Source organism: Tropicibacter sp. S64 (assembly GCF_049803835.1).
Lineage (GTDB): Bacteria > Pseudomonadota > Alphaproteobacteria > Rhodobacterales > Rhodobacteraceae > Pacificoceanicola.
Window position 1 is genome coordinate 138,218 of the sequence record NZ_JBNAGK010000004.1, and the last position, 15,155, is coordinate 153,372.

A 15,155-nucleotide genomic window follows, 5' to 3' on the forward strand; every position below is an offset into this window, starting at 1 on the left:
GTCAGTCCTTGTTGCTGCTTTTGTCTTGCTGCTCGTCCGGACCATCCTCCGCGGCCCGCGCCCGCGCCTGAGCCTTGCGGCGGCCGAGATTCGCCTTGAGCGCCGCCTTCAGGCGCGCTTCCCTGTCGCTCTGCGGATTTTTGGGAGGTGTCGTTTTTCGCATCATGGCCTCTCTCTACCCCAGACGAAAAAAACCGTCCAGTTTGCGCTTGCACTCGAAAAAGTTTGGGGCTAATCACCGCCCACGCTTCGACGGCGACGCTCGAAACGCCCCGACAGAGGCGCTTCGGACGACGCAGACGAAGGCCAGAGATGCTGTGGTAGCTCAGTGGTAGAGCACACCCTTGGTAAGGGTGAGGTCGAGAGTTCAATCCTCTCTCACAGCACCATCTCCCCTCGGTGCCCCGACTTCTTCAGCTTGCAAGCTCCCGAACACTCTTGATGCATCACATCAACAAGCGCCTACAAGCCGCTGAAAATGCTCTCGAAAACCCGATAGAACCAAACCACCTGGCGCCGCTCCCCTTGCCAGGTCGTGCCGCGCGGCCTATCCCTCCGCATCGCTTCCGTCTGCCCCGGACCGCCCATGCTGCTCTATCGCCTCCTCATCAGCCTTTTTGCCGCGGGCGTCTTGCTCAAGCGCCCCGAGCGCCCCTACTGGCGGGCGCGGCTGGCCCGCGACCTGCCCGATCAGGGCCGGGTGCTCTGGCTGCACGGGGCCTCGAACGGCGAACTCGCTTCCATCCGGCCCCTGCTGCAACGGCTGACGGAGACCCGCCCCGAACTGCAGATCCGGGTGACCGCCAACTCGGACACCGCCGTCGCCATGGTGACCGGCTGGCAACTGCCGCGCACCCATGCCCGGCTTGCCCCGCTCGATCTCGCGGGCCCCACGCGCCGCGCGATGAAAGGCGTCATCGCCCATGTTTCCCTCGAATCGGAGCTTTGGCCGAACCGGTTCCGCCTCTGTCCCGGTCCCGTCATCCTGCTCGGCGCGCGGATGAGTGCGGGGACCGCCCGGACGTGGGGCAGACTGCCGGGCCTCGCGGCCCGGACCCTCGCGCCGGTTCGCCTCGCTCTGGCGCAGGACGCGGCCAGTCTCGACCGGCTGACCGCCCTTGGCCTGCCCGCCGCCGCCCGTGGCCCGGTTGTCGACCTCAAGGCCCTCTACCAGCCGCCCGCCGCGCAGACCCCGGACGAAGCCCTTCGCGCCGCCTTCCCCCGCGCCAGGACATGGCTTGCCGCATCGACCCACGTGGGCGAGGAGGAGATCGTCCTCGATGCCCACCTCAAGGCCCTGCGGGCGGAGCCGGACCTGCGGCTGATCCTCGCGCCCCGGCACCCGCGCCGGGCGGAGGAGATCCTGCCGCTGATCGCCGCCCGGGGCCTCACCGTCGCCCGCCGCAGCACCGGCGAGGCGCCGGATGCACAGGTCTATCTGGCTGATACCATGGGGGAAATGCCGCTTTGGTATGCGCTGGCGGGCCGGGTCTTCGTCGCCGGATCGCTCACCGATCGCGGTGGCCACACGCCCTACGAGCCGGCGCATTTCGGCGCGGCGCTGCTGCACGGGCCGGATACGCGCAACTTTACCGCCGCCTACACGCGCCTCGCAGAGGCCGGTGCCGCGCGGCAGATCACCGATGCGGCCTCCCTTGCAGCCGCGCTCACCGCCCTGTCCGACCCCGAGGCGCAAGCCGCCCTGGGACAGGCGGCGCAAACCGCGCTGCGGCAGGAAATCGACGCGGACGCCCTGGTCGGGCGCATCGTCGACATTTTGCCGCCCCCCGCCCCCGCTTGATCCCGCGCCACTTAGCGATATCTTAACGGGACACGAGCAGGTTAGAGCGATGATCCACTACAGCCTCAAATGCGCCGACGGCCACCAGTTCGAAAGCTGGTTCCAGTCGGCCGCCGCCTTCGACAAGCTGCAGGCCGCGGGCCATGTGGCCTGTGCCGTCTGCGGCTCGGCGCAGGTGGAAAAGGCGTTGATGGCCCCGCGCGTGAACCACGCCGCCCCGGCCGATGCGCCGAAACAGAGCCTGTCGGAGCCCGCAAACCCCGCCGAACAGGCCCTTGCCCGGATGCGGGAACACGTGGAGAAGCACTCGACCTACGTCGGCGGCAGCTTCGCGAAGGAGGCCCGCGCCATGCACCTCGGCGACACGCCGGAGCGGCCGATCTGGGGCGAGGCGAACCCGACGGAGGCGAAGGCGTTGATCGAGGACGGCATCCCCATCGCGCCCCTGCCCTTCACCCCCACCCGCAAGAGCAACTGAGTGGCCCCGGCCACGCCGCTGGACCGACCCGAGGACATGCCGCAGGCCTTTGCCGAGGCGTGGCACGACCGCGACGGGCACCGCATCGCCGCGCTCTTTGCCGAAGACGCCGACTTCGTGAACGTCACCGGCCTCTGGTGGCATGGCCGCGCTGCCATCGCCAGACCGCATGAGATTGCGCTGAAAACCTTCTTCGCGCGGACGACCCTGCACCTTGGCCGCACGGAAACCCGCGCGCTTGGTCCGGATTGCGCCGTGGTGCGCTGCCGGGTCCACATTACGGGGCAAACCGCCCCGGATGGTGGCAAGGCCGGGGATCGGCAGACCATCCTGACCTTCGTGATGGCGCGACAGCCCACCGGCTGGCTTTGCGTCTCCGGCCAGAATACCGAGGTCAGCCCAGGCATGGAGACCCACCTCGCCGGACCGGATGGCCCGCGGCCGGTGGATTACCGCCGGGGTGAAGCGCGCTAGCGTAACAGGCTGAGCGCGACGCTGGCCGAGGTGTATTGCAGACTCATGGAGAATGCCCAGGCCGAAACCGTATAGGCCTGCGCCGCGACCGCGGCCTCCTCCTCGGCCGTAGCCTCCTCCTCGACCGCCGTATCCTCCGGAAACGGCGTTTCCTCCGCCACGTCTTCCAGAGGCGCGGTCTCCGCCGGGGGCGTCTCCGCCGCTGCCGGGGCGGCCTCCACCGGCGCGGCCTCCGGCGCCTCCGCCGTGCCGCCGTAGGTCACCGACACCCCGGCCGCGTAGACGTTCACCATCACGGAGATCACGTCGACCTGCACGCTGCCGACTTTCGCCAGAGCCGAAGCCATCTCGCCCATCCGGCCATGCCGACAGCAGCCGGAGCCGCCCGCCTCGCCCAGCGCCGCACGCGCCTGATGCCCGATGGCGCGACCATGACCGTGCCCGCCCTTTTCCATCCGATGATGAGACCCATGGGGGTGCTGCCACCCGCCGCGTCCGCTGTCACCCATTGCATCCATGCTCATGATAGCCTCCAACACGTTGCCCTGCACGTCATCCTGCCCGCGCGGGGTGAAGATTTCCTGCCACGGCAACCGGCGATCTTGCTTCAATTCGCCGCAAATCTCCCGGATCGGCCAACGCACATTGCTCTCTTGCGCTTTTTTCAAACCGCGCCTACACCGCGCGCAACGCAATTCCGGGGGGATCGTCATGCCCGTCCTTGTCATGAAATTCGGCGGCACCTCCGTCGCCACGCTGGACCGCATCCGCCGCGCCGCCAAGCGCGTCGGCGTCGAGGTGGCCAAGGGCTATGACGTCATCGTCATCGTCTCCGCCATGTCAGGCGAGACCAACAAACTCGTCGGCTTCGTCGAGGAGACCTCGCCGCTGTTCGACGCGCGCGAGTATGACGCCGTGGTGTCCTCGGGCGAGAACGTGACCGCCGGTCTGATGGCGCTGACGCTTCAGGAAATGGACGTGCCCGCCCGCTCCTGGCAGGGTTGGCAGGTGCCGCTGATCACCACCTCCGCCCATGCGAATGCGCGGATCGAGGAGATCCCGACCGCCAACATCACCGCCAAGTTCGGCGAGGGCATGAAGGTCGCCGTCGTGGCCGGTTTCCAGGGCATCTCGCCCGAGGGCCGCATCACCACGCTGGGCCGGGGCGGCTCCGACACCACCGCCGTCGCCTTCGCCGCCGCCTTCGGCGCGGAGCGCTGCGACATCTATACCGACGTGGACGGCGTCTATACCACCGACCCGCGCATCTGCGAGAAGGCCCGCAAACTCGACCGTATCGCCTTCGAAGAGATGCTCGAACTGGCTTCGCTTGGCGCGAAGGTGCTCCAGACCCGGTCGGTCGAACTTGCCATGCGATACAAGGTGAAGCTGCGGGTGCTCTCCAGCTTCGAGGAACAGTCCGACGAGGCCGGCACGCTGGTCTGCGACGAGGAGGATATCATGGAATCGAATGTTGTGGCCGGTGTGGCCTATTCGCGCGACGAGGCCAAGATGACCCTCGTCACCATCGCCGACCGCCCCGGCATCGCCGCGGCGATCTTCGGCACGCTGGCGGATGCGGGCGTGAACGTGGACATGATCGTCCAGAACGTCTCCGAGAAGGATTACAAGGGCCACGAGGGCGGTGTCACCGACATGACCTTCTCCTGCCCGGTGAACGAGGTGAAGCGGGCGGAGAAGGCCCTCGCCGATGCGCAGGCCTCCGGCAAGCTGATCTTCGACAAGCTGGAGACCGAGACCAATGTCGCCAAGGTCTCCGTGGTCGGCATCGGCATGCGCTCCGCCGCGGGCGTTGCCGCCAAGATGTTCAAGGTGCTCTCCAACGAGAACATCAACATCCAGGTCATCACCACATCGGAGATCAAGATCTCCGTGCTGATCGAGCGCAAGTACATGGAACTCGCCGTGCAGGCGCTGCACGACGCCTTCGAGCTCGACAAGACGTCCTGAGTCCCCGCGACGGAGCATCCCCTCCGGCCCGTATCAGTCAAGACCGATGGACGGCCCCCGGGCCGTCCGTTTCATATGAGACCGACCGAACAGCCGCCGGTGACCCGGGAGCGGAGACAAGTTTGACCGCGAAAACCCTGACCCTGATCCTGCTGCCCGTGCTCGCGGCCGCCTGCTATGCCGTCGTCATTGACGCCGCGCGGCTGTCCGCTCCGGCATCCGGGGCGCTTTAACGCCATTCCACACGTATAACGCGAATTTCCGGTTGCGCCCCGATCGCACCCTTGCCATCAGGGTGTGCCGGACATTCCGACCGTGCCGCCCGGGACGCGCGGAATGACTCGCACGCCGCGCTGCACCGCAGCAACGGGAGCCTGCGCCGGACGCCGCGCCCGATTCTGCCGAAAGGCTGGGCAAATGAAGGGATACCAACGGTTTGAGGGCAATTGCGTGTTTCCAATCCCCCCCCACCTCGCCTATATCTGACAGGCGGAAATGCATGAGGCGCCTCACCCATGGCTGATGGTCTTGAAAGCGAAAGCCGCAAGCTGCTCGGGCGGCTGCGGGATACCATGGCCGAACAGGCCGCGGGACAGGAGCGGCTGGACAAGATCACTCATCTGACCGCCGACTCCATGGGCACCGAGGTCTGCTCGATCTACCTGTTCCGCGACAGCGAGACCCTAGAGCTTTGCGCAACGCAGGGCCTCAAGGCCGAATCCGTGCACCAGACCCGGATGAAACTCGGCGAGGGCCTCGTCGGGCGCGTCGCCCGCACCGGCAAGACCGTGAACGCCGCCGACGCCCCCTCCGCCCCCGGCTTCCGCTACATGCCGGAAACCGGCGAGGAGATATATTCGAGCTTCCTCGGCGTGCCGATCCAGCGGCTCGGCGAGAAACTCGGCGTGCTGGTCGTCCAGTCCAAGCAGGCGCGCGAGTTCACCGCAGACGAGGTCTATGCCCTCGAAGTGGTGGCGATGATCCTCGCGGAGATGACCGAGCTTGGCGCCTTCGTCGGCGAAGGCGCGGCCCTGACCCGCCGCCACACCCAGCCCGTCATGTTCCGCGGCGCCACCGGACAGGAAGGCACCGCCATGGGCCATGTCTGGCTGCACGAGCCGCGCGTGGTAGTGACCAACCTGGTCACCGACGACCCGGAGACCGAACGGGAGCGGCTGCGCAAGGCGGTGGACGACCTGCGCGTCAGCGTCGACCAGATGCTCGAAGGCGCGGACAGCGGTGGCGAAGAGGTGCAGGTGCTCGAAGCCTACCGCATGTTCGCCAACTCCAAGGGCTGGCTGAAGCGGATGGAAACCGATATCGACCGCGGACTCTCCGCCGAAGCCGCCGTCGAAAAGGAACAATCGACCGCCCGGGCCCGCATGAGCCAGGTGTCGGACGCCTACCTGCGCGAGCGTCTGCACGACCTCGACGACCTCTCGAACCGCCTGCTGCGGATCCTCACCGGGCAGGGCCGCGAAACCGGCTCGGAAATGCCCGAGGACCCGATCCTCATTGCCCGCAACATCGGCCCCGGCGAGTTGCTGGAATACGGCCGCTCTCTCAAGGGCATCGTGCTGGAGGAAGGCTCCGTCGGCAGCCACGCCGCCATCGTCGCCCGGGCGCTGGCCATCCCGCTGGTGATCCACGCGGCCCGCGTCACGAACGAGGCGCTGAACGGCGACCATATCATGGTCGATGGCGATCAGGGGATCGTCCACCTGCGCCCGGACGACACCGTCGTCGCGGCCTTCCGCGACAAGATCGCCATGCAGGCGCAGGCGCAGGAGCGTTATGGCTCGATCCGCGAGACGAAATGTGTCTCCGCGGACGGCTGCCGCGTCGAATTGCACATGAACGCCGGTCTGATGGCCGACCTGCCCTCGCTGGTGAACTCCGGCGCGGAGGGCGTCGGGCTGTTCCGCACCGAGTTGCAGTTCCTCATCCGCAACCAGATGCCGCGCCGCACCGAACTGGCGCAGCTCTACGCCCGGGTCATGGACGCGGCGCAAGGCAAGCGGGTGGTGTTCCGCACCCTCGACATCGGCTCGGACAAGGTGCTGCCCTACATGAAACCGCAGGACGAGCCGAACCCGGCGCTCGGCTGGCGCGCGATCCGGGTCGGCCTCGACAAGCCCGGGGTGCTGCGCATGCAGCTTCAGGCGCTGATCCGCGCGGCCCAGGGACGGCCCCTGACCGTGATGTTCCCCTTCGTGGCGCAATACTCCGAATTCGCCGACGCCCGGGCCGAAATGGACAAGGCGCTGGCCCGCGAGGAACGGCTCGGGCACCCGATCCCGTCGGCCGTCGAAGTCGGCGCGATGCTGGAAACCCCGAGTCTCGCCTTCGCCTCGTCGAAATTCTTCGAGGAGGTGCAGTTCCTGTCGATCGGCGGCAACGACCTCAAGCAGTTCTTCTTTGCCGCGGACCGCGAGAACGAACTGGTGCGACGGCGCTACGACACGCTGAACGCCTCGTTCCTGACCTTCCTCGAAAGCATCGTCACGCGGTGCCGGGAGAGCGGCACGCGGCTGAGCTTCTGCGGCGAGGACGCGGGGCGGCCGATCGAGGCGCTGTGCCTTGCGGCCATCGGCATCCATACGCTGTCGATGCGGCCTGCCTCCATCGGGCCGGTCAAGAGCATCCTGATGCGCACCAACCTCGCGGAGGTGAAGGCGGCGCTGGACGCGGCCCGCAACCGCGGCGACCAGAACCTGCGGGGAGCGGTCATGGACTACCTCAGGGAGAACGGCTGGGCGGTGGCGTAACATCGGCCGGAGGGATTTCGCTGCGCTGCGCGCAGCGACCGGCGCGCCTTCGGCGCGGAGAGAAAATTTTGCCGGGACAAAATTTTATTCGGGGGGGTTTGGCCCCGCCCCCCCCGTATTTCTTTGCCCCCGGACCCCCGAGTATTTGTCAAAGAGAAGAAACAGGGGACGGACCCGGCGACGGGCGCGTCCCTTGTGTACACCTGGCAAGATGGTCCGGAGTGCCCTTCCACACCGAAAAACGCCCGGTCGCGGAGTTTTTCCTGCGACCGGGCGCCAAGTTCTAGACGTCTGTCTGTACCTTGGCCTTCTGGCTTACGGCACTTGTTCCGCGCGTTCTGCGCAGGTATCGGGCCTGCGTCGGACATCCTCGGCAGGTGCGCGGGTTCTGGGTCACGCACCCCGGGTCAGTTTCACCGACGGACCGATTAGGGACGACTCTCGTCCCTTCGCTGACCAATTTACGCAAATTCTCCTAAATAAGCGTAAACACCGGGGAAAATTCTCTGGGACGCTATTTCAGTCTTCGAGTTTCGCGGCCAGCAGCTCGACCAGTTCCGCGAACGGCGTTCCCGTGCTTTCGGAGAGCTTGCGCAGGCCGAAGACCACGTTGGCCATTTCCTGGTAATAGCTGGCGTAGGAGAAATTCGTCGCTGCCGCCGTCGCCGCGCCGATCACCGGGATGGTCTGCGCCGCCAGCTTGCGGCCCAGCACCAGCGCAAGGCGCGGCGCGATCAGGCCGATGCCGACATAGACGTTCACACCGGTCAGTGTCATGCGCGACGACAGGAAGGTCAGATCAGGCGATTTGCCCTGCACCATCGGACCCGCCGCGGCGAAAACGAGCAGCGCATCCTTGCGGGTCTGGTCCTCGTCCGGGTCGAAGCCGTGCTCCGCCGCGACCGCCTGCACCCCGCGCATCAGCATCGTCACCGTCACCGGCAGTTCCGCCAGGGCCGTGGTCAGGCCGCCGAGTCCGCCCACCACGCCGACCATCGTCGCCGTCGCCGTATTCACCCAGGGCTTCTGGTCGCGGATCAAGCTGCGGGACCCCGACGCCGCGCTCATCGCCGCCTCGAGGCCGCGCACCGTCGCCGTCTCCAGTTTCGCCCTTGCGTTCTCCGGCAGCCGCTCCAGCAGGCTTTCCGCCGGCCAGTTCAGCACGTTGAGCACCTGCACGCCAAGGTTGCTCGCCGCCTCGTAGCGACGGGCCAGGGCCAGGACAGCCGCGTCGACGTCAACGGCCTCGTGAATCAGCTCGGTGTCTTCCATGACTTCATCCTCGTAACGCCCCGCACACTAAAAGTTGGTAAACCCCTGGCGAAATTTCAACCCCTTTGCGGCATTACGCGGGCTTCGTCCCGGGTGACCTCCCCGGCCACGCCATCCCATGCGCCCGGAATCAGCGCAATGCCCAGCACGCGGTCCGGGTTGGTCGGTGGCGGCATCTCGACATCGTCCAGCCGCTCGAACCCGAACCGGGTGTAATAGGGCGGATCGCCGACCAGCAACACGCGGGCATAGCCCTCCTCCGCCGCCCGCGCCAGCGTATCGCGGATCAGCGAGGCGCCGAGCCCCTCGCCCTGGGTCGTCGGGTGCACCGCGACCGGGCCGAGCAACAGCGCTTCCACGCCGCCCACCAGCACCGGCCAGTAGCGGATCGCCCCGCCGATCATGCCCTCCTCGCTCCGCGCGATCCGGCACAGGCTGGCCACGGGCGGGACGTCATCGCGCAGGCGATAGCTGCTCAGGAGTTGCCGCCCCGGCGCGAAACAGCTGTCGTAGAGCGCCTCGACCTCCCACCAGTCTTCCGGCCTTTCCTGTTCCAGTCTGTACACTTACGCGCCCTCGTGCATTCCCGTCGCAATCCGGGTAACACGCAAGCAAGCCCCGCGCAAACACGACACAGGAGACCCGCGATGTTCTACCGCCCGGAAGACGGCCACGGCCTGCCGCACAATCCCTTCAACGCCATCGTCACCCCCCGCCCCATCGGCTGGATCTCGACGCGCGGGGCCGATGGCCGCGACAACCTCGCCCCCTACTCCTTCTTCAATGCCGTCGCCTACGTGCCGCCGCAGGTGATGTTCGCCTCGACCTCCGCCAAGCCGGACCGTGGCGACACCAAGGACAGCGTGGCGCAGATCCGCGAGACCGGCGTCTTTTGCGTCAACATCGTCGAATACGCCATGCGCGACGCGATGAATGCCACCTCCGCCTTCTTCGACGCCGGGGTGGACGAGTTCGCCGAGGCCGGGGTCGAGAAGGCCGCGTGCGAGACCATCGCCTGCCCCCGCGTCGCCCTCGCACCTGCGAACCTCGAATGCAGGCTGACGCAGATTGTCCAACTGCCGGGCGAGGCCAATTTTGCCGTCTTCGGCGAAGTCACCGGCATCCACATGCGGGACGACTGCCTGACGGACGGCATCTTCGACGTGCTGAAATTCAACCCCCTGAGCCGCATGGGCTACCGCGACTACACCGTGGTGCGCGAAAAGTTCGAGCTGAAGCGCCCCGGCGAATAACGCGCAAAAAGTTCCAACCTTTTGCGCGGGTGGGCTAGGTCGCAGTTTTCCACTGGAAAACTGCGACTCCCAAGCAGAGAGGCTCTCGCTGAAGCCGGGTTGGTGGGTGGGTGCTTTTCGGCGCAGCCGAAACAGGGCACCCAGCGACCCGCATACCCTCCATGCACATCCGCATGGACCAATCCCTCGCCTTCCGCCCCCTTCTGCGCTACAGTCAGTCTCGAACCGATGGAGGCACCGATGGACCTGACCCTTTGAACCCCTGATCCCTGTCAGTCTTTCAAAGGAGGCTCCATGCCCTTCTCCCTCCCTGCTGCGCAGCTTGCGCATCCGATCACCCTTCCCGATGGCACGCTCCACAAGGGCACGGTCTATCTCAAAACCGTCATCGACCATCCGCGCATGTCCGTGGGCGATTACACCTATGCCTCCGATTTCGGCGCGGTCGAGGATTGGGCGAGCCACCTCGCCCCCTACCTTTTCCCCTTCAGCCAGGAACGCCTGACGATCGGCAAATTCTGCCAGATCGCCCACGGCGTGCGCTTCATCGGCTCCTCCGCCAATCACGAGACACGCGGCCCGAGCACCTTCCCCTTCGCGGTCTTCGATCCCGAAACGATGCTCGGCTACCAGCCCGACACCCGCGACATGACCATCGGCCATGACGTCTGGCTCGGCTACGGCGCGCTGGTCCTGCCCGGAGCAACCATCGGCAACGGCGTGATTGTCGGGGCCGGGTCGGTCGTGCGCGGCACGATACCCGATTACGCCGTCGTCACCGGCAATCCGGGCCGGGTGGTGCGGATGCGCTATTCGGAGTCCGAGATCGCCAGCCTCAATCGCCTCGCGTGGTGGGACTGGGCACCGGAGAAGATCGCCGCGGCAAGGCATCTTCTCGAACGGGGCGACGTGGCCGCGCTTCTGGCCTTCAATGAAAAATATTCTGACGGAAGTGACGTAACGTCCGGCGACTGAAGCCCCCTGCGTCGGCTCCCGGAGGCAAATCTGTACGAAACTCGGCAGGTCTTGTACCAAACCCCGAAACCGCGGCCGAAAGCGGCCGATCCGGAGGGGGGCAATCTGTACGAAACTCGGGCCGAATCGTACCAAATTCCAGCCTTCCGGTCCCGCGCCGGGGCGAGCCACCCCGTCAAGAAACCGAAAGGGCGGCCCGTTTACCCGGGCCGCCCTTTGCAGTCAGTGACTTCCGAGAATCCCCGTCCGGACCCCGTAATCCACCGCGACCTGGTAATCCGGGTCGTCATCGCTGTCGATCATCAGATGCCCGGCCTTGTTCAGCAGCCGGTGGCAGTCTCGGCTGAGGTGGCGCAGCTGGATCTGCTTGCCCGCCGCCTCGAATTTCGCCGCCACCGCCTCGATCGCCTGCAAGGCGGACTGGTCCACGACGCGGCTGTCGGCGAAGTCGACAATGACCACGGACGGATCGCTATCCGGTTGGAAAAGTTCGATGAATCCATCCGACGAGCCGAAGAACAGCGGTCCCTGCACCTGATAGACCTTGGCCCCTTCCGGCGTCATGTAGGTCTTGGCATGGATGCGCCGCGCGTTGTTCCAGGCATAGGCGAGCGCCGAGACGATCACGCCCACGACCACCGCCACGGCGAGGTCTTCCATCACTGTAACGACCGTCACGAGGATGATGACGAAGGCATCCATCGCGGGCACTTTTGCGAGGATTTTCAGGGAGTTCCAGGCGAAGGTCCCGATCACCACCATGAACATCACCCCCACCAGCGCCGCCAGCGGAATGAGCTCGATCAGCGGCGAGGCGAAGAGGATAAAAGTCAGCAAAAACAACGCAGCCGAAATCCCCGCGATCCGCGTCCGCGCCCCTGATTTGACGTTGATCATCGACTGCCCGATCATCGCACAGCCGCCCATGCCGCCGAAGAATCCGGTCACGATATTCGCCGTCCCCTGCGCGATGCACTCCTGCGAAGCGCCACCCCGCTTGTTCGTCATCTCGCCCACGAGGTTCAGCGTCAGCAGGCTCTCGATGAGACCGATGGCGGCGAGGATTACCGCATAAGGCACAATGATTTCAAGGGTTTCGAGATTGAGCGGCACCATCGGGATGTGGAACGGCGGCAGCCCGCCCTTGATCGAGGCCATGTCGCCCACACGCGGCACGTCAAGGCCGAAGGCAATGACCAGAGCCGCCACGATGCCGATACCCGCCAGCGGCGCTGGTACGATCTTCGTCAGCTTGGGCATACCCCAGATGATGACCATGGTCAGCGCCGTCAGCCCGAGCATCATGACGAGCGGCATGCCCGACAGCCACGCCCCGCCCCCCGGCGTCCCGGCGGTTCCCGGCACCTTGAACTGGCTCATCTGGGCAAGGAAAATGACGATGGCGAGACCGTTGACAAAACCGAGCATGACCGGGTGCGGGACCAGCCGGATGAACTTGCCCCACTGCATAACCCCCGCAAAAACCTGCAGGATTCCCATCAGGACCACCGTTGCGAACAGGTACTCGATGCCATGCTCCGCCACCAGGGCCACCATGACGACGGCCAGCGCGCCGGTCGCGCCGGAGATCATCCCGGGCCGCCCGCCGATCAGCGCGGTGATCAGGCCGACAAGGAAAGCGGCATAGAGGCCGACCAGCGGATGCACCCCGGCGACAAAGGCAAAGGCCACCGCTTCCGGCACCAGCGCCAGTGCCACCGTCAGCCCCGCAAGCAGTTCGATCCTGAGCCGCGAGGGCGTCAGCTTCTCGTCCGGCAGCAGGGACAAGTCGGCAAGGTCCAGTCGTCTGGCGAAGCTCGCCAACGGGGTTCGTTTCATCTCGGCAGTCCTTTTCGTTCGCGGCTACGGCCCTACTGCAATGCAGCATGAAAGGCCACCCCGCGGGACGGACCTGCCCCGAATAGCCAGATTTCCCCCAAGACCGGGTAAACCGGGCAACAACCGCTCTTTCCTTTTGCCCGCCCCCAAGGCACTTTTCGGCAAGGCAAACGGACGGAGCAGAGGCATGAGCCAGACCATGATCGCCGTGATCGGCGGATCGGGCATCTACGAGATCGACGGATTGGAGGGCGCACGCTGGCAAGCGGTTGAAACGCCTTGGGGATCGCCCTCGGACGAGATCCTGACCGGGACACTGGGCGGCGTGTCCATGGCCTTCCTGCCGCGCCATGGCCGCGGCCATGTGCATTCGCCCACGGACGTGCCTTACCGCGCCAATATTGACGCCTTGAAGCGGCTCGGCGTCACGGATGTCATCTCCGTCAGCGCCTGCGGCTCCTTCCGCGAGGCAATGGCGCCGGGGCATTTTGTCGTCGTGGATCAGTTCATTGACCGCACCTTTGCGCGGGAGAAGTCATTCTTCGGCTCGGGCTGCGTCGCGCATGTCTCCGTGGCTCATCCCACCTGCCCGCGTCTTGGCGAGGCCTGCTTCACCGCCGCAAAGGACGCCGGGATCACCGTGCACAAGGGTGGCACCTATCTTGCCATGGAAGGCCCGCAGTTCTCGACGCTGGCGGAATCGAAGATGTACCGCGAGCACTGGGGCGCGGATGTGATCGGCATGACCAACATGCCCGAGGCCAAACTCGCCCGCGAGGCGGAGCTGTGTTACGCCTCCGTCGCCATGGTCACCGACTACGACAGCTGGCACCCGCACCACGGCGAAGTCGACGTGACCGAGATCATCAAGGTGCTGACCGGCAACGCCGGCAAGGCGCGCGACCTCGTCCGCCGCCTGCCCGCGCTTCTTGGCGCGGAGCGGGAACCCTGCCCGCATGGCTGCGACCGGGCGCTGGACTACGCGGTGATGACCGCGCCGGAGAAACGCGCCCCTGCGCTGGTTGCGAAGCTCGATGCGGTGGCCGGCCGCATCCTCAACGCGGGATAACCCACTGATGTCACTGGACCTCTGGCTGACCTTCGTCGCCGCCTCAACCGCGCTGCTGCTCATCCCCGGGCCGACCGTGCTGCTGGTGCTCTCCTATGCCCTCTCGAAAGGGCGCAGCGTGGCTCTGGCCTCCGCTGCCGGGGTGGCGACGGGAGACTTTCTCGCCATGAGCCTGTCCCTGATGGGCCTCGGAGCGTTGGTGGCTACCTCCGCGACCCTCTTCACCGTGCTGAAATGGGTCGGGGCGGCCTATCTGGTCTGGCTCGGCATCAAGCTGATCCGCTCCGCGCCGTCGGAAGGTCTGAGACTGCCGAAGGCAGACATCAGCGCGAGAGGTGTGTTCGCCCACAACGCGCTGGTGACGGCGCTGAACCCGAAGAGCATCGCCTTCTTCATCGCCTTCGTGCCGCAGTTCATCGTGACGAGCGCACCGCTGCTGCCGCAGTTCGCCATCCTCATCGGCACCTTCGTCAGCCTTGCGGCGCTGAACGCGCTCGCCTATGCGCTGGCGGCGGACCGGCTGCGGCGGACCATCCAGAGGCCCACGGTCATCACCGGGCTGACCCGCGCCGGCGGGGCCATGCTGATCGGCATGGGCATTCTGACCGCCACACTCCGGAGGGCGACATGACCTTGAAAACAAAGCAGGTTCAGGACTACATCCGCACCATCGTCGATTTCCCGCACGAGGGGATCCTGTTCCGCGATGTCACCACGTTGTTCGCCGACCCGCGCGGATTTCGCATGGCCATCGACCAGTTGTTGCACCCCTACGCAGGCGAGCGCTTCGACAAGGTCGTCGGGCTGGAGGCGCGCGGCTTCATCCTTGGCGGGGCCGTGGCTCATCAGCTCTCCGCCGGTTTCGTGCCGATCCGCAAGAAGGGCAAGCTGCCCGGAAAGGTGATCTCGGAGGAGTACACGCTCGAATACGGCTCGGCGGTGGTCGAGGTGCATGACGACGCGATCCTGCCTGGAGAGAAGATCCTGCTGGTCGACGATCTGCTCGCCACGGGGGGCACGGCGGAGGCCGGGATCAGGCTGGTCGAGCGGCTCGGCGGCGAGATCATCGGCTGCGCCTTCATCGTCGATCTGCCAGACCTTGGCGGACGAAAGCGGCTTGAGGCGATGGGCATGGAGGTGCATGCGCTCTGCGCCTACGAGGGGCTTTGAGGGGTTTCGGGGGGGGGGGGGGCGGGCCCCCCCCGGTGGGGGGGGCGGGGGGACCCGCACCCCGGGGGCGGCCCCCCCCCCAGAT

The 15,155-nt window shown here is 66.3% G+C and carries 15 protein-coding genes and 1 tRNA gene; 11 read left to right on the forward strand and 5 right to left on the reverse strand.

Features of this window, described 5'->3' with window-relative positions; all coding sequences use genetic code 11:
• Nucleotide 1: 1 nt before the first annotated feature.
• Entirely contained in the window at nt 2-166 is a 165-nt protein-coding gene (locus tag ACP159_RS08255) for a hypothetical protein (protein ID WP_425099195.1), read from the reverse strand.
• A gap of 148 nt (nt 167-314) precedes the next feature.
• Between ACP159_RS08255 and ACP159_RS08260 the strand changes: the two genes are divergently transcribed.
• The 4 genes from ACP159_RS08260 (at nt 315) to ACP159_RS08275 (ending at nt 2,753) form a co-directional block, all read left to right on the forward strand.
• A tRNA-Thr gene (locus ACP159_RS08260) sits at nt 315-389 on the forward strand.
• A gap of 197 nt (nt 390-586) precedes the next feature.
• Nucleotides 587-1,801, forward strand: coding sequence for a 3-deoxy-D-manno-octulosonic acid transferase (locus tag ACP159_RS08265; protein WP_425099196.1), 1,215 nt, complete (start codon nt 587-589; stop codon nt 1,799-1,801).
• 49 nt (nt 1,802-1,850) lie between these two features.
• The gene (locus ACP159_RS08270; protein ID WP_425099197.1) at nt 1,851-2,279 is read left to right on the forward strand and encodes a DUF1178 family protein; all 429 of its coding nucleotides are present in this window, start codon (nt 1,851-1,853) and stop codon (nt 2,277-2,279) included.
• Complete coding sequence (locus ACP159_RS08275; protein ID WP_425099198.1) at nt 2,280-2,753, forward strand: SgcJ/EcaC family oxidoreductase; 474 nt, start codon at nt 2,280-2,282, stop codon at nt 2,751-2,753.
• Here the strand turns inward: ACP159_RS08275 and ACP159_RS08280 are convergent.
• Nucleotides 2,750-3,277 (reverse strand): hypothetical protein, encoded by a 528-nt coding sequence (locus tag ACP159_RS08280; protein WP_425099199.1) that lies wholly within the window; start codon nt 3,275-3,277, stop codon nt 2,750-2,752. The two genes, ACP159_RS08275 and ACP159_RS08280, sit on opposite strands and share 4 nt — an antisense overlap.
• A 187-nt stretch (nt 3,278-3,464) precedes the next feature.
• On the opposite strand from ACP159_RS08280, the gene ACP159_RS08285 reads away from it, so the two are divergent.
• Together ACP159_RS08285 and ptsP are read left to right on the forward strand one after the other, a co-directional pair.
• The gene (locus ACP159_RS08285) at nt 3,465-4,724 is read left to right on the forward strand and encodes an aspartate kinase (RefSeq protein ID WP_425099200.1); all 1,260 of its coding nucleotides are present in this window, start codon (nt 3,465-3,467) and stop codon (nt 4,722-4,724) included.
• 515 nt (nt 4,725-5,239) lie between these two features.
• Complete coding sequence (gene ptsP / locus ACP159_RS08290; RefSeq protein WP_425099201.1) at nt 5,240-7,492, forward strand: phosphoenolpyruvate--protein phosphotransferase; 2,253 nt, start codon at nt 5,240-5,242, stop codon at nt 7,490-7,492.
• 519 nt (nt 7,493-8,011) lie between these two features.
• Here ptsP and ACP159_RS08295 read toward each other — a convergent pair.
• Together ACP159_RS08295 and ACP159_RS08300 are read right to left on the reverse strand one after the other, a co-directional pair.
• Entirely contained in the window at nt 8,012-8,764 is a 753-nt protein-coding gene (locus tag ACP159_RS08295; RefSeq protein ID WP_425099202.1) for an EcsC family protein, read from the reverse strand.
• Nucleotides 8,765-8,820: 56 nt separating this feature from the next.
• On the reverse strand, nt 8,821-9,330 hold the full coding sequence (locus ACP159_RS08300) for a GNAT family N-acetyltransferase (RefSeq protein WP_425099204.1): 510 nt from the start codon (nt 9,328-9,330) through the stop codon (nt 8,821-8,823).
• A gap of 81 nt (nt 9,331-9,411) precedes the next feature.
• Here ACP159_RS08300 and ACP159_RS08305 point away from each other — a divergent pair, with 81 nt between their 5' ends.
• Both ACP159_RS08305 and ACP159_RS08310 read left to right on the forward strand, forming a co-directional pair.
• Complete coding sequence (locus tag ACP159_RS08305; protein WP_425099205.1) at nt 9,412-10,017, forward strand: flavin reductase family protein; 606 nt, start codon at nt 9,412-9,414, stop codon at nt 10,015-10,017.
• Between the two features lie 294 nt (nt 10,018-10,311).
• The gene (locus ACP159_RS08310) at nt 10,312-10,992 is read left to right on the forward strand and encodes a CatB-related O-acetyltransferase (protein ID WP_425099206.1); all 681 of its coding nucleotides are present in this window, start codon (nt 10,312-10,314) and stop codon (nt 10,990-10,992) included.
• Between the two features lie 222 nt (nt 10,993-11,214).
• Here the strand turns inward: ACP159_RS08310 and ACP159_RS08315 are convergent, their stop codons facing one another.
• Nucleotides 11,215-12,831 (reverse strand): SulP family inorganic anion transporter, encoded by a 1,617-nt coding sequence (locus ACP159_RS08315; RefSeq protein ID WP_425099207.1) that lies wholly within the window; start codon nt 12,829-12,831, stop codon nt 11,215-11,217.
• 187 nt (nt 12,832-13,018) lie between these two features.
• Here ACP159_RS08315 and ACP159_RS08320 point away from each other — a divergent pair, with 187 nt between their 5' ends.
• From ACP159_RS08320 to ACP159_RS08330, 3 genes are read left to right on the forward strand one after another with little or no spacing between them, the layout of a single operon-like run.
• Nucleotides 13,019-13,900 carry an S-methyl-5'-thioadenosine phosphorylase gene (locus ACP159_RS08320; protein ID WP_425099208.1) on the forward strand — a complete coding sequence of 294 codons (882 nt, stop codon included), beginning with the start codon at nt 13,019-13,021 and terminating at the stop codon, nt 13,898-13,900.
• A 7-nt stretch (nt 13,901-13,907) separates the two neighbouring features.
• The gene (locus ACP159_RS08325; RefSeq protein WP_425099209.1) at nt 13,908-14,531 is read left to right on the forward strand and encodes a LysE family translocator; all 624 of its coding nucleotides are present in this window, start codon (nt 13,908-13,910) and stop codon (nt 14,529-14,531) included.
• The gene (locus ACP159_RS08330) at nt 14,528-15,070 is read left to right on the forward strand and encodes an adenine phosphoribosyltransferase (RefSeq protein WP_425099210.1); all 543 of its coding nucleotides are present in this window, start codon (nt 14,528-14,530) and stop codon (nt 15,068-15,070) included. Before ACP159_RS08325 ends, ACP159_RS08330 begins: the two co-directional genes overlap by 4 nt.
• The last annotated feature ends 85 nt before the right edge of the window (nt 15,071-15,155 follow it).

What these genes read in the sequence shown, in the direction of transcription:
- ACP159_RS08255 (WP_425099195.1), bottom strand. Translation starts at nt 166, where the DNA reads ATGATGCGAAAAACGACACCTCCCAAAAATCCGCAGAGCGACAGGGAA.
- ACP159_RS08265 (WP_425099196.1), top strand. Translation starts at nt 587, where the DNA reads ATGCTGCTCTATCGCCTCCTCATCAGCCTTTTTGCCGCGGGCGTCTTG.
- ACP159_RS08270 (WP_425099197.1), top strand. Translation starts at nt 1,851, where the DNA reads ATGATCCACTACAGCCTCAAATGCGCCGACGGCCACCAGTTCGAAAGC.
- ACP159_RS08280 (WP_425099199.1), bottom strand. Translation starts at nt 3,277, where the DNA reads ATGAGCATGGATGCAATGGGTGACAGCGGACGCGGCGGGTGGCAGCAC.
- ACP159_RS08285 (WP_425099200.1), top strand. Translation starts at nt 3,465, where the DNA reads ATGCCCGTCCTTGTCATGAAATTCGGCGGCACCTCCGTCGCCACGCTG.
- ptsP (WP_425099201.1), top strand. Translation starts at nt 5,240, where the DNA reads ATGGCTGATGGTCTTGAAAGCGAAAGCCGCAAGCTGCTCGGGCGGCTG.
- ACP159_RS08295 (WP_425099202.1), bottom strand. Translation starts at nt 8,764, where the DNA reads ATGGAAGACACCGAGCTGATTCACGAGGCCGTTGACGTCGACGCGGCT.
- ACP159_RS08305 (WP_425099205.1), top strand. Translation starts at nt 9,412, where the DNA reads ATGTTCTACCGCCCGGAAGACGGCCACGGCCTGCCGCACAATCCCTTC.
- ACP159_RS08310 (WP_425099206.1), top strand. Translation starts at nt 10,312, where the DNA reads ATGCCCTTCTCCCTCCCTGCTGCGCAGCTTGCGCATCCGATCACCCTT.
- ACP159_RS08315 (WP_425099207.1), bottom strand. Translation starts at nt 12,831, where the DNA reads ATGAAACGAACCCCGTTGGCGAGCTTCGCCAGACGACTGGACCTTGCC.
- ACP159_RS08320 (WP_425099208.1), top strand. Translation starts at nt 13,019, where the DNA reads ATGAGCCAGACCATGATCGCCGTGATCGGCGGATCGGGCATCTACGAG.
- ACP159_RS08325 (WP_425099209.1), top strand. Translation starts at nt 13,908, where the DNA reads ATGTCACTGGACCTCTGGCTGACCTTCGTCGCCGCCTCAACCGCGCTG.
- ACP159_RS08330 (WP_425099210.1), top strand. Translation starts at nt 14,528, where the DNA reads ATGACCTTGAAAACAAAGCAGGTTCAGGACTACATCCGCACCATCGTC.